Annotated in this window: 11 protein-coding genes; 3 read left to right on the forward strand and 8 right to left on the reverse strand. The window is 51.8% G+C overall.

Features of this window, described 5'->3' with window-relative positions; translation table 11 throughout:
* The first annotated feature begins 25 nt into the window (after positions 1–25).
* Together FOB24_RS01520 and FOB24_RS01525 are read left to right on the forward strand one after the other, a co-directional pair.
* Positions 26–775: a 4'-phosphopantetheinyl transferase family protein gene (locus tag FOB24_RS01520; protein ID WP_069323648.1), complete on the forward strand. Its 750-nt coding sequence runs from the start codon at positions 26–28 to the stop codon at positions 773–775.
* A 30-nt stretch (positions 776–805) separates the two neighbouring features.
* Positions 806–1372 (forward strand): NADPH-dependent FMN reductase, encoded by a 567-nt coding sequence (locus tag FOB24_RS01525; protein ID WP_003023832.1) that lies wholly within the window; start codon positions 806–808, stop codon positions 1370–1372.
* 56 nt (positions 1373–1428) lie between these two features.
* Here the strand turns inward: FOB24_RS01525 and adeP are convergent, their stop codons facing one another.
* Positions 1429–2766 (reverse strand): adenine permease AdeP, encoded by a 1338-nt coding sequence (adeP, locus tag FOB24_RS01530; RefSeq protein WP_006687753.1) that lies wholly within the window; start codon positions 2764–2766, stop codon positions 1429–1431.
* Between the two features lie 167 nt (positions 2767–2933).
* Between adeP and yieH the strand changes: the two genes are divergently transcribed.
* Positions 2934–3599 (forward strand): 6-phosphogluconate phosphatase, encoded by a 666-nt coding sequence (gene yieH, locus FOB24_RS01535; RefSeq protein WP_038635752.1) that lies wholly within the window; start codon positions 2934–2936, stop codon positions 3597–3599.
* Between the two features lie 52 nt (positions 3600–3651).
* Here yieH and phoU read toward each other — a convergent pair whose 3' ends face one another.
* The 7 genes from phoU to glmU form a co-directional block, all read right to left on the reverse strand.
* Complete coding sequence (gene phoU / locus FOB24_RS01540; protein WP_038635754.1) at positions 3652–4377, reverse strand: phosphate signaling complex protein PhoU; 726 nt, start codon at positions 4375–4377, stop codon at positions 3652–3654.
* A gap of 14 nt (positions 4378–4391) precedes the next feature.
* Complete coding sequence (pstB, locus tag FOB24_RS01545; RefSeq protein ID WP_003023821.1) at positions 4392–5165, reverse strand: phosphate ABC transporter ATP-binding protein PstB; 774 nt, start codon at positions 5163–5165, stop codon at positions 4392–4394.
* Between the two features lie 45 nt (positions 5166–5210).
* Positions 5211–6101 carry a phosphate ABC transporter permease PstA gene (gene pstA / locus FOB24_RS01550; RefSeq protein ID WP_003827037.1) on the reverse strand — a complete coding sequence of 297 codons (891 nt, stop codon included), beginning with the start codon at positions 6099–6101 and terminating at the stop codon, positions 5211–5213.
* Entirely contained in the window at positions 6101–7060 is a 960-nt protein-coding gene (gene pstC, locus FOB24_RS01555) for a phosphate ABC transporter permease PstC (RefSeq protein ID WP_038635761.1), read from the reverse strand. Before pstC ends, pstA begins: the two co-directional genes overlap by 1 nt.
* Before the next feature lie 144 nt (positions 7061–7204).
* The gene (gene pstS / locus FOB24_RS01560) at positions 7205–8245 is read right to left on the reverse strand and encodes a phosphate ABC transporter substrate-binding protein PstS (RefSeq protein WP_038635764.1); all 1041 of its coding nucleotides are present in this window, start codon (positions 8243–8245) and stop codon (positions 7205–7207) included.
* 334 nt (positions 8246–8579) lie between these two features.
* Entirely contained in the window at positions 8580–10409 is a 1830-nt protein-coding gene (gene glmS, locus FOB24_RS01565) for a glutamine--fructose-6-phosphate transaminase (isomerizing) (RefSeq protein ID WP_038635767.1), read from the reverse strand.
* Between the two features lie 349 nt (positions 10410–10758).
* Entirely contained in the window at positions 10759–12129 is a 1371-nt protein-coding gene (gene glmU, locus FOB24_RS01570) for a bifunctional UDP-N-acetylglucosamine diphosphorylase/glucosamine-1-phosphate N-acetyltransferase GlmU (RefSeq protein ID WP_038635769.1), read from the reverse strand.
* Positions 12130–12747: the final 618 nt, after the last annotated feature.

Consider the following 12747-nt stretch of genomic DNA (forward strand, 5'->3'; position numbering starts at 1 on the left):
CGGACCATTAATCACGGAGCGAAAAATGGCGACACATTTTGCCAGAGGGATTCTTACGGAGGGACACCTGGTTTCAGTTCGTCTCCCTACTCCATGTCACATTGAAGCAAGAAATCTACCCGCTCACCGCCGAACACGTTTCCTGGCCTCCCGCAGTCTTCTCGCAGAACTGATGTTCATGCTTTACGGCACCAGCACGTTGCCTGAGATTGTTACTGAGGCGAAAGGTAAGCCCGTTTTTCGCGATAAAAACCTGCCGGGATTTTCGATTTCTTATGCTGGAAATATCGTTGGCGTTGCGCTGACAACAGAAGGTGTTTGCGGCCTGGATATGGAGCTTCAGCGAGCGACACGGGGTTTTCACAATCCGAATTCAACACAAACCTGGCGCTTCTCCAGTAACGAAAACCTGTGGATCAATAACCAAAACGACCCAAACGAAGCGCGTGCGCAGCTTATTACGTTGCGCCAGAGCGTTCTCAAACTCACCGGCGATGTGTGTAATGACGATCCGCGCGAACTGCAGCTCTTACCCGGCGCAGGACGTCTGAAATGTGCCCATGTTGCGCAGGTGGAAGCCATTTGCGATGCGGAAGATGTGCTGGTGTGGTCGGTTGCGGTTACGCCAACCATTGAAAAACTCAAGGTTTGGGAGTTTGATGGTAAACAGGACTGGAAAAGTTTGCCTGATATCCAGACTCGCGCCAATGAGCCAACGGGTCGTCTGATCCGGTTCTCTCAATTATGCGCAGCGAAAAGCCATACGCTTAACTGATTTAACCTTCATGATGAAACAGGAGTCACCATGTCTGAAACATTGAATGTTGTTACGTTACTGGGAAGTCTGCGCAAAGGTTCGTTTAACGGCATGGTTGCCCGCACGCTGCCTAAAATTGCGCCCGCAGGAATGGAAGTGAGCGCGTTACCGTCGATTGGTGATATCCCGCTGTACGATGCCGACCTCCAGCAGGAAGAAGGCTTCCCGGCCAGCGTAGAAGCGCTGGCAGAGCAAATAAGGAAAGCTGATGGTGTTGTTATTGTGACACCGGAATATAACTATTCTGTTCCTGGCGGACTGAAAAACGCCATCGACTGGCTGTCCCGCCTGCCCGATCAGCCATTATCTGGCAAGCCGGTGCTGATTCAGACCAGCTCAATGGGCGCTATTGGCGGCGCGCGCTGTCAGTACCATCTTCGTCAGATCCTGGTGTTCCTCGACGCCATGGTGATGAACAAGCCGGAATTTATGGGCGGGGTCATTCAGAACAAGGTGGACCCGCAGACGGGTGAAGTAATCGACCAAAGCACGCTGGACCATCTGACCGGTCAACTGACCGCATTTGGCGACTACATTCAGCGCGTGAAAGCGTAAACGAAAAAGCCCGGCGATTTGCCGGGCTTGTCTTTCTAAAACCAAATAAACAGCGATCAGTGCGCGTCGATAAACACAATCTTCAGTACAAACAGCAGCGCGACAACGATGACGCACGGGCTGAGATCGCGCAAACGTCCGGTCCCGATTTTCATCACGCAGTAGGAAATAAAGCCCAGCGCGATACCTTCGGTAATCGAGAAGCTAAACGGCATCATCACGGCGGTAATAAACGCCGGAACCGCTTCTGTCAGGTCATCCCACTTCACGCGCGACAGGCTTGATGTCATCAGCACACCGACGTAAATCAGCGCACCGGCCGCGGCATAGCCCGGCACCATTCCCGCCAGCGGCGACAGGAAGATAACCAGCAGGAACAGCAGGCCAACGACCACGGCTGTCAGACCGGTACGTCCGCCGACAGAAACCCCGGAAGAAGATTCAATATACGCGGTAACGGAAGAAGTACCGATAAACGCGCCGGTAACAGATGACACGCTATCTACATACAACGCCTGCTTCATACGCGGGAACTTGCCCTTCGCATCCGCCAGACCGGCTTTATCCGTAACGCCAATCAGCGTACCGGAGGAGTCGAACAGGTTGACCAGCATGAATGAGAAAATCACCCCCGCCAGGCCAATATTAAACGAACCGGCCAGATCGACATGGCCAATAACGGACATCACGCTCGGTGGCGCAGAGACGATACCGTTGTAATGCACATCGCCCAGCATCCAGCCCAGTAACGTGGTCACAATGATGGAGATCAGCACCGCCGCATGAATGTTGCGTGACGCCAGAATCGCGATGATAAAGAAGCCCAGAATACCGAGCAGCACGCTGTGAGACGTCAGGTTGCCGATGGACACCAGCGTGTCTTTGTTCGCCACGATAACACCAGCGTTTTTCAGCCCCATCATGCCGATGAACAGACCAATACCGCTGGTGATCCCCACGCGCAGGCTAACCGGGATATTTGCAATCATCCAATAACGTACGCGGAAAATTGTCAGCAGCAGCAAACCTACCGCGCCCCAGAAGATAGCGCCCATACCAATCTGCCAGGAGAGGCCCATCGCGCCGACGACCACGAAAGCAAAGAATGCGTTCAGGCCCATAGCAGGCGCAAGGGCGACCGGCAGGTTGGCAAACAGGCCCATCAGGATGCTACCAAAAGCAGCAATAAGACAGGTGGTAACAAAGACGGCGCTGGTATCCATGCCAGCTACGCCAAGAATTTGCGGGTTAACAAAAACGATATACACCATCGTCAGGAAGGTCGTTAAACCGGCGATCACTTCGGTCCGTGCCGTCGTGCCATGTTCGCGCAGTTTGAACACGCGTTCCAGCATCCCCTGGCCAGAAGCCTGGGTTGTGTGTTGTTGACTCATTATCAATTTCCGAACAAGGAGGGAAAATTCGTCGCTATCCTATACCAAAATGCGACAATAGGGTTGGGTTATGAGCAACTTTTTTCATTGATTTTGCTTATACGGCAACGATTGCGTGGCCCAATAATGCATTACGAAAACGTTAAACTTGTTAAAATGGAAATGACATGTCCCAGATAGAAGCCGTATTTTTTGACTGTGACGGTACCCTTGTCGACAGTGAAGTGATTTGTTCTCGCGCGTATGTCAGCATGTTCCAGGCGTTCGGCATTACGCTCGATCTTGAAGAAATTTTTAAACGCTTCAAAGGGGTAAAGCTGTACGAGATCATCGACATTATCAACGAAGAGCACGGTGTCGAACTGGCAAGAGCTGATTTAGAACCGGTTTACCGCGCTGAGGTCGCACGTCTGTTCGATACGGAACTGGAGGTGATCGCTGGCGCTAATGCGCTACTGGACAGTATGACAGTGCCCATGTGCGTAGTCTCTAACGGTCCGGTCAGTAAAATGCAGCATTCGCTGGGTAAGCTGGGCATGTTGCACCATTTTCCTGATTTATTGTTCAGCGGTTACGATATCCAACGCTGGAAGCCCGATCCGGACCTGATGTTTCATGCGGCAACAGCGATGGACGTCAACGTTGAGAACTGCATTCTGGTCGATGATTCCAGTGCTGGCGCGCAGGCGGGGATTGCGGCGGGAATGGAAGTATTCTATTTCTGCGCCGATCCGCACAACAAACCGATCGATCATCCAAAAGTGACGACTTTTACCGATTTGGCCCAGTTGCCGGAATTGTGGAAAGCGCGCGGATGGAATATTACGCGTTAACTGAAATGCCGGATGGCGCTGACGCTCATCCGGCCTATTTTCTACGTTTTTATTACTCTTTCGGATCTTTCCCCGCCAGCAGCTTATCCAGCTCATCACCACCTACATGACGGAAATCTTGTCCCTTCACGAAGTAGAAAATGTATTCGCAGATATTCTGGCAACGGTCACCGATACGCTCGATGGAACGGGCGCAAAACAGCGCGGTAAGCACGCTTGGGATAGTACGCGGGTCTTCCATCATATAGGTCATCAGCTGACGCACGATGCCTTCATATTCCTGGTCAACTTTCTTATCTTCACGATAAATACGTACCGCTTCGTCCAGATCCATACGCGCAAACGCATCCAGCACGTCATGCAGCATCTGCACAGTGTGGCGGCCCAGTGATTCCAGGCTGACCAGCAGCGGCTGATGCTGATGCGAGAATTTCTCCAGCGCGGTGCGACAAATTTTGTCCGCCACGTCGCCAATACGCTCCAGCTCAGCGATGGTTTTGATAATCGCCATCACCAGGCGCAGGTCGCTGGCGGTCGGCTGACGTTTGGCAATGATACGCACGCAGGCTTCGTCGATCGCCACTTCCATCATGTTGACGTTCTTATCGCCTTCAATGACGCGCTTCGCCAGCTCGCTGTCCTGGTTATGCATGGCGGTAATCGCATCAGAAAGCTGCTGCTCCACCATGCCGCCCATGGTCATTACCTGGGTACGGATGCTTTCAAGCTCTGCGTTGAACTGGCCGGAAATATGTTTATTTAGGTTAAGGTTATCCACAACAAGCTCCTGAATCAGCCGTAACGACCGGTGATGTAGTCTTCAGTTTGTTTCTTCGCGGGCTTGGTGAACAGATCGTCCGTGTTGCTGAACTCAATCAACTCGCCCAGGTACATAAATGCCGTGTGATCGGAACAACGTGCCGCCTGCTGCATGTTGTGGGTCACGATAACAACGGTGTAATCCTCTTTCAGCTCGGTGATCAGCTCTTCGATACGCCCGGTAGAGATCGGGTCGAGCGCTGAACATGGCTCATCCAGCAGAAGCACTTCCGGGCGAATGGCGATGCCACGCGCAATGCACAGACGCTGCTGCTGACCACCAGAGAGAGAGTACCCACTCTGGTGTAATTTATCTTTGGTTTCGTTCCACAATGCGGCCTTAGTCAATGCCCACTGCACACGCTCGTCCATATCCGCACGAGAGAGTTTCTCAAACAGACGTACGCCAAACGCGATGTTGTCGTAGATGGACATCGGGAACGGCGTCGGCTTCTGGAATACCATCCCCACTTTGGCACGCAGTAGCGCGATATCCTGGGTATTGGTGAGAATATTGTCGCCATCCAGCAGGATTTCACCTTCCGCACGCTGTTCCGGGTACAGCTCAAACATTTTGTTGAACGTACGAAGCAGCGTCGATTTACCACAGCCTGACGGCCCGATAAACGCCGTAACCTGGTTTTTAGCAATATCCAGGTTGATGTTCTTCAGGGCATGGAATTTGCCATAGTAGAAGTTCAAATCACGAACCTGAATCTTACCCGGGGCAGTATCAACCATACTCATTTCAATCTATTCCTCATCCGGCGCCACATCAGCCACGCCGTAAAATTAACCGTGTTTCTTCTTCGCGAAAATGACGCGCGCCAGAATGTTCAGCAGCAGTACGCACAGGGTAATAATCAGTACCCCAGCCCAGGCCAGTTGCTGCCACTCAGCAAACGGGCTCATCGCAAACTTAAAGATAGTGACCGGCAGGTTGGCGATAGGCTGCATCATGTCGGTGCTCCAGAACTGATTCGAGAGCGATGTAAACAGCAGCGGAGCCGTTTCACCGGCAATACGCGCAATAGCCAGCAGGACACCTGTAATAATGCCCGAGACAGATGCCTTCAGGGTGATCGCAGAAATCATCTTCCACTTCGGCGTACCCAGCGCATAGGCAGCTTCACGCAGGCTGTCCGGCACCAGTTTGAGCATGTTCTCCGTGGTACGAATCACAATGGGCACCTGCAGCAGCGCCAGCGCGATAACGCCCGCCCAGCCGGAGAAGTGCTCCATTTTTGCTACCACAATGGTGTAAACGAACAGGCCGACCACGATTGATGGCGCAGAAAGCAGGATGTCATTGATAAAACGGATGACCTCAGCCAACCAGGACTTACGTCCGTACTCAGCCAGGTAGATGCCCGCCATAATACCCAGCGGGGTACCAAACACGGTCGCCCACAGGATCAACAGTCCGCTACCGGCCAGAGCGTTCGCCAGACCACCACCAGCTGTATTCGGCGGCGGCGTCATTTCGGTGAACAGCGCCAGCGACATACCGTCGATACCACGGGTAATCGTGGACATCAGGATCCAGATAAGCCAGAACAGACCGAACGCCATGGTCGCCATAGAGAGCGTCAGGGCGATACGGTTCTTCAGGCGGCGACGCGCCTGCATTTTACGGCGGGATTCCGCAAGCGCAGTGGTGTTTTGCATTTCAAGCGTAGCCATTAGCGTGCCCCCTCGTTCTTCGCAAGGCGCATGATCATGAACTTAGACGCAGCCAGAACGATGAAGGTGATCACAAACAGAATCAGGCCCAACTCCATCAACGCGGCAACGTGCAGACCTGATTCCGCTTCGGCAAATTCATTCGCCAACGCAGAGGTAATACTGTTGCCCGGCATATACAGCGATGCACTGTCGAGCTGATAGGTGTTACCGATGATAAAGGTCACCGCCATGGTCTCGCCAAGTGCGCGACCCAGACCCAACATCACGCCGCCGATCACGCCATTTTTGGTGAACGGGAGGACGATGCGCCAGATAACTTCCCACGTGGTACAACCGATGCCGTAGGCTGACTCTTTCATCAGCACCGGCGTTTGTTCGAACACATCGCGCATAACCGCCGCAATGTAAGGAATAATCATAATGGCGAGGATCACGCCCGCAGCCAGAATCCCAATACCAAACGCCGGACCAGCAAACAACGCGCCAACAAACGGAATGTTGGAAAGGATGTTACCGACCGGTTCCTGGAAATAAGTCGCAAACAACGGAGCAAAGATAAACAGGCCCCACATGCCGTACACGATACTTGGAATTGCCGCCAGCAGCTCAATAGCGATACCCAGCGGGCGACGCAGCCAGCCGGGCGCAAGTTCAGTCAGGAACAAAGCAATGCCGAAACTCACCGGAACGGCAATCAGCAGTGCGATAAGCGAGGTGACCAGCGTACCGTAAATCGGGACTAATGCACCGTAGATATCGTTTGGCGCATCCCATTCTTTAGTCCACAGGAAGGAGAAACCAAATTTCTGAATGCTTGGCCAGGAGGAGATAACCAGAGAGACAATGATGCCACCCAACATCAATAGCACAATCAGCGCAGCCAGTTTTACCAGCGCGCTGAATATCATGTCACCCTTTTTACCCGGTGGGTTAAAAGCAGGCTTTGTTGCAGCCATAAATCACTCTTTAAGTTAAACGCGTTTACTAAGTTGCCCATTCCGGATAGCGCTACGCTTATCCGGCCTACACTCAGGGCCTACGGTAGAAACCGTAGGGCGGATAAGCGTAGCGCCATCCGCCAATTCGTCAAAGATATTCTATTAGTACAGCGCTTTACCGCTGCTGTCTTTCACGTTGGTTTTCCATGCAGCACGAACCTGCTCAACCACGCTGTCCGGCAGGCTGGCATAATCCAGGTCATTAGCCTGTTTGCCGCCATTTTTGTACGCCCAGTCGAAGAACTTCAGCACTTCAGCGCCCTGCTCAGGTTTCTTCTGCTCTTTATGCACCAGGATGAAGGTGGTGGAAGTGATTGGCCACGCATCGTCACCTTTCTGGTTGGTTAGATCCTGAGCGAAGGTTTTGCTCCAGTCAGCGCCTTTCGCGGCGTTAGCAAAGTTCTCTTCGGTCGGGCTTACCGGTTTGCCATCAGCAGAGACCAGCCTGGTGTACGCCAGATTGTTCTGCTTAGCGTAAGCGTACTCAACGTAGCCGATTGAACCAGGCAGACGTTGGACGAATGCGGCGATACCGTCGTTACCTTTACCGCCCAGACCGGTCGGCCAGTTAACGGTAGAACCGGAACCAATTTTAGATTTCCACTCTTCGTTCACTTTTGCCAGGTAGCTGGTGAAGACGAAGGAAGTACCGGAACCGTCAGCACGACGCACAACGGCGATGTTCTGCGAAGGCAGTTTCAGACCTGGGTTCAGTTTGGTGATGGCTTCATCATCCCACTTCTTAATTTTACCCAGGTAGATGTCGCCCAGCGTTTTACCGTCAAGCACCAGCTCGCCGGATTTCAGGCCAGGGATATTCACCGCCAGCACCACACCGCCGATCACGGTCGGGAACTGGAACAAGCCTTCTTGATTGAGTTTTTCGTCAGACAGCGGCGCATCTGAGGCACCGAAATCAACGGTATTCGCAGTGATTTGTTTTACACCACCGGAGGAGCCGATACCCTGGTAGTTTACTTTGCTACCAGTCTCTTTCTGATAGGTATCTGCCCATTTGGCATACACTGGCGCAGGAAAAGTTGCACCTGCACCTGTCAGGCTCGCTGCGGCAAAGGCAGAGAACGCGCTCATGGATAAGGTCGCGGCGACAACAGTTGCGACAGTGGTACGCATAACTTTCATAATGTCTCCTGCACGGTTTTCGTAAATTGTTGTTTGAGTTGCTACTGTGAGCAAAATAGGACAAACAGGTGACAGTTAAATGTACGAAATATGACAGTTTTATGACAATGAAAAATAATGCGCCAGGAACAATTAAAAACAGTATAAAAACAAAAGGTTAATCGATTATGTGACAATCATATTTCGGCAAAATTTTCTTTTTATGACACTGAAAACAGTAGCTGAAGATGACGGTTTGTCACATAAAACAGGCGGGATAATTGATTAAAAACAGAACAAGCTTAAAAAAATGCCCCGCTTTAAGCAGGGCATTTTCAGTTCAGCGGGGTTCGGCTTATTCCACGGTAACCGACTTCGCCAGGTTACGCGGCTGGTCCACGTCGGTACCTTTAATCAGCGCCACGTGATACGCCAGCAGCTGCAGCGGAACGGTGTAGAAGATCGGTGCAATCACCTCTTCCACATGCGGCATCTCGATGATGTGCATGTTTTCGCTACTGGTAAAGCCAGCATCCTGATCGGCAAAGACGTACAGCTGACCGCCGCGGGCCCGAACTTCTTCAATGTTGGATTTCAGTTTTTCCAGCAGTTCGTTGTTCGGTGCGACCACGATAACCGGCATATCGGCATCGATCAGCGCCAGCGGACCGTGCTTCAGTTCGCCTGCGGCATAAGCTTCAGCGTGAATATAAGAGATCTCTTTCAGCTTCAGCGCGCCTTCCAGCGCAATCGGATACTGATCGCCACGGCCCAGGAATAGCGCATGGTGCTTATCAGAGAAACCTTCCGCCAGAGCGGCAATGCGTTTGTCCTGGGAGAGCATCTGCTCAATACGGCTCGGCAGCGCCTGCAGACCATGAACGATCTCTTGCTCAATAGACGCATCCAGACCTTTCAGACGAGACAGCTTCGCCACCAGCATCAGCAGAACGGTCAACTGAGTGGTAAAGGCTTTCGTGGAGGCCACACCGATTTCGGTACCGGCATTGGTCATCATCGCCAGGTCGGATTCACGCACCAGAGAGGACCCCGGTACGTTACAGATAGCCAGCGAGCCCAGATAGCCCAGCTCTTTAGACAAACGCAGACCCGCCAGGGTATCCGCCGTTTCACCAGACTGGGAAAGGGTGATCATCAGGCTGTTACGACGCACGGCAGATTTGCGATAGCGGAATTCAGAAGCGATTTCGACATCACAAGGAATACCGGCCAGCGACTCAAACCAGTAGCGGGACACCATACCGGAGTTGTATGACGTGCCACAGGCGATAATCTGGATATGCTCAACCTGAGACAGCAGCTCATTAGCACGCGAACCCAGCTCGCTTAAATCCACTTCACCGTGGCTAATGCGCCCGGTCAGCGTATTTTTAATCGCATTCGGTTGTTCGTAGATCTCTTTCTGCATGTAGTGGCGATAAATACCTTTTTCGCCCGCGTCATATTGCAGATTCGATTCGATATCCTGACGTTTCACTTCCGCGCCAGACTTGTCGAAAATAGAGACCGAACGACGGGTCACTTCCGCGATGTCACCCTCTTCCAGGAAGATAAAGCGACGGGTTACCGGCAGCAGCGCCAGCTGATCGGAAGCAATAAAGTTTTCACCCATACCCAGACCAATCACCAGCGGGCTACCAGAACGAGCCGCCAGCAGCGTTTCCGGGCTACGGGTATCCATGATCACCGTCCCGTAGGCACCGCGCAGTTGCGGAATAGTACGCAGTACGGCTTCACGCAGCGTCCCACCCTGTTCCAGCTCCCAGTGCACCAGGTGAGCAATCACTTCGGTATCGGTTTCAGAAACAAAGGTGTAACCACGCGTTTTCAGCAGTTCACGCAGCGGTTCATGGTTTTCAATGATGCCGTTATGCACCACGACAATGTGTTCAGAAACATGGGGATGCGCGTTCGCTTCTGAAGGTTCTCCGTGGGTCGCCCAACGGGTATGAGCGATACCGGTACCGCCATGCAGCGGATGTTCTTCCGCTGCAGCAGTTAGCATCTGCACTTTACCCAGACGACGCAGGCGAGTCATATTGCCTTCAGCATCGACAACGGCCAGACCAGCAGAGTCATAACCACGATATTCCAGACGACGTAAACCTTCGAGAAGGATTTCAGCTACATCACGCTGCGCGATAGCGCCAACAATTCCACACATATTTTTTGATTCCGAATTTAGGCATTGTGCCTGTCGTTGTCGCTGACCTGTTTCCCCTTCGTCTTTCACTCCGTAGCTACGTTGGCTACGCTTGCTCACTACGGTCACTTACTTTAGTAAGCTCCCGTAGATTCCCAAGCTTGCCGCCTTGCTACAGCGCGAAATACTTTGGGTAATACCCGTATTCCGGGCGCCCCGAGCCTTGTAGAGAGTGGGGTTATTTTTATGGTACTGCTTGTTGAGCGGAGGATTATGTTATCCCCTCGTCTCTGGTCTGCCTGATGGCGCTCACGCTTATCAGGCCTACAGAACGTCACCGCACGCAGGCCACCATCCGGCAAAAACTGAATTACTTTTTCTTCACCGGGCGCTGCCAGCCTTGTTTATGGACCTGAGGCACACGGCTTAATACCAGTTCGTTATCGGCAACATCGCGAGTTACGGTCGTCCCCGCCGCGATGGTGGCGCCTTTACCCACGGTGACAGGTGCCACCAGCTGAGTATCGGAACCGACAAACACATCATCGCCAATAATGGTTTTAAATTTATTCGCGCCATCGTAGTTGCAGGTGATCGTACCGGCGCCGATGTTTACGTTATCGCCAATTTCCGCATCGCCCAGATAGGTCAGGTGACCCGCTTTAGAGCCTTTACCCAGACGCGCTTTTTTCATTTCGACGAAGTTACCCACGTGTGCGCCTTCCTGCAGCTCTGCACCCGGGCGCAGACGCGCGAAAGGACCGATGGTGCATGCTGCTTCCAGATGCGCATCTTCCACCACGCTGTACGGACTTAGCTCACAACCATCACCAATCACGCTGTTTTTGATGATGCAGCCAGCGCCAATCTTGACGCGATCCCCAACGGTTACGTTACCTTCAATGATAACGTTAGTATCAATTTCGACATCGCGCCCGTGAATAAGCGTACCGCGAAGATCAAAACGTGCCGGATCGCGCAGCATCACGCCCGCCAGCAGCAGTTTTTCTGCCTGCTCGGACTGATAAACACGCTCCAGACGAGAGAGCTGAAGACGGTTGTTCACCCCTTCCGTTTCACTGATTCGTGCCGGATGTACCGCAGCAATTTCGCGCCCTTCCTGATATGCCATCGCAATGATATCGGTGATGTAGTATTCACCCTGCACGTTGTTGTTGGTCAGTTTGGACAGCCAGCGCTTCAGGTCTGCGCCGTTGGCAATCAGGATGCCGGTGTTGATTTCCTGGATTTGACGCTGCTCGTCAGTGGCATCCTTATGTTCAACAATGCCTGTGACTTTACCGTTATCACGCGTAATTCGCCCATAACCCGATGGGTCGTCCAGGTTTACCGTTAACAAGCCGATTCCACCCTGCGGTTTAGCATCACGCAGGCGACGTAGTGTTTCGGTGGAGATCAGCGGCACATCGCCATAGAGCATTAAAATGTCTTCGTCATCACTAAAGAATGGTGCCGCCTGTTGCATTGCATGACCGGTACCCAACTGCTCGGCCTGCAGTACCCAGTTCAGGTTGCCATCTTTCAGCGTCTGCTTAAGCAAATCACCACCGTGTCCGTAGACCAGATGTACGTGAGTCGCGCCTAATTCATTAGCGGCATCAATGACATGCTGCACCATCGGTTTTCCTGCGAGGGTATGCAGCACTTTAGGGAGATCGGAATACATACGCGTGCCTTTGCCTGCGGCAAGGATCACGACGCTCATAGCATTATTCAACATACACGTCCTGACTGTAATTTGAGAACGAATTTATACCGTTTCACATTGAAAATACTACATTTTTTTCATCGTGAAATGGACCGAAGATAAAACGTTCAATCGGGGAAATTCCCCATCTGATAACTGTCTATTTTCGTCTATATCTACGTGTTTTGTCTCCCCAAAACCAGCAGTCTGCTCTTATTAAAGCCTTAGGTGGATGTTTTTGCTATTTTTTTGCCGCATAAATAAAGAATGACATTAGCGAAGGTATGATTTTAGGCATGCAATTCAGTGGTAAGCAGAAAAGGCAAACACGACAATACGATGTGGAAGAAAAGAGCAGGAGGGGGGGGAATTTAACAAATGGCGCTAGCTGATAAACTGCATTACGCATCGCGCCACAGAGCAGGCAGGGAAGACTAAAAACTCATATTGCTGAACAGGGCGATGATTTTGTTGATCAATTTCATGTTGGTATCTCTTTTTTATCTGAGTTCATTATGTGACATACATCACAAAAAAAGAGTCTACGCCTCAATTTTTAAGCAATCAATATTTTTTTGATCTAAATCACGAAATAATAAAACTGCTTTTTATTTCCATTTTTCCTGAAACAACGCGAAAAAAAAGCCAGCC

The sequence above is a fragment of the Citrobacter werkmanii genome, assembly GCF_008693645.1.
Lineage (GTDB): Bacteria > Pseudomonadota > Gammaproteobacteria > Enterobacterales > Enterobacteriaceae > Citrobacter > Citrobacter werkmanii.

Coding starts and splice junctions, on each gene's coding strand:
- FOB24_RS01520 (WP_069323648.1), top strand. CDS start 26: ATGGCGACACATTTTGCCAGAGGGATTCTTACGGAGGGACACCTGGTT.
- FOB24_RS01525 (WP_003023832.1), top strand. CDS start 806: ATGTCTGAAACATTGAATGTTGTTACGTTACTGGGAAGTCTGCGCAAA.
- adeP (WP_006687753.1), bottom strand. CDS start 2,766: ATGAGTCAACAACACACAACCCAGGCTTCTGGCCAGGGGATGCTGGAA.
- yieH (WP_038635752.1), top strand. CDS start 2,934: ATGTCCCAGATAGAAGCCGTATTTTTTGACTGTGACGGTACCCTTGTC.
- pstB (WP_003023821.1), bottom strand. CDS start 5,165: ATGAGTATGGTTGATACTGCCCCGGGTAAGATTCAGGTTCGTGATTTG.
- pstA (WP_003827037.1), bottom strand. CDS start 6,101: ATGGCTACGCTTGAAATGCAAAACACCACTGCGCTTGCGGAATCCCGC.
- pstC (WP_038635761.1), bottom strand. CDS start 7,060: ATGGCTGCAACAAAGCCTGCTTTTAACCCACCGGGTAAAAAGGGTGAC.
- pstS (WP_038635764.1), bottom strand. CDS start 8,245: ATGAAAGTTATGCGTACCACTGTCGCAACTGTTGTCGCCGCGACCTTA.
- glmS (WP_038635767.1), bottom strand. CDS start 10,409: ATGTGTGGAATTGTTGGCGCTATCGCGCAGCGTGATGTAGCTGAAATC.
- glmU (WP_038635769.1), bottom strand. CDS start 12,129: ATGTTGAATAATGCTATGAGCGTCGTGATCCTTGCCGCAGGCAAAGGC.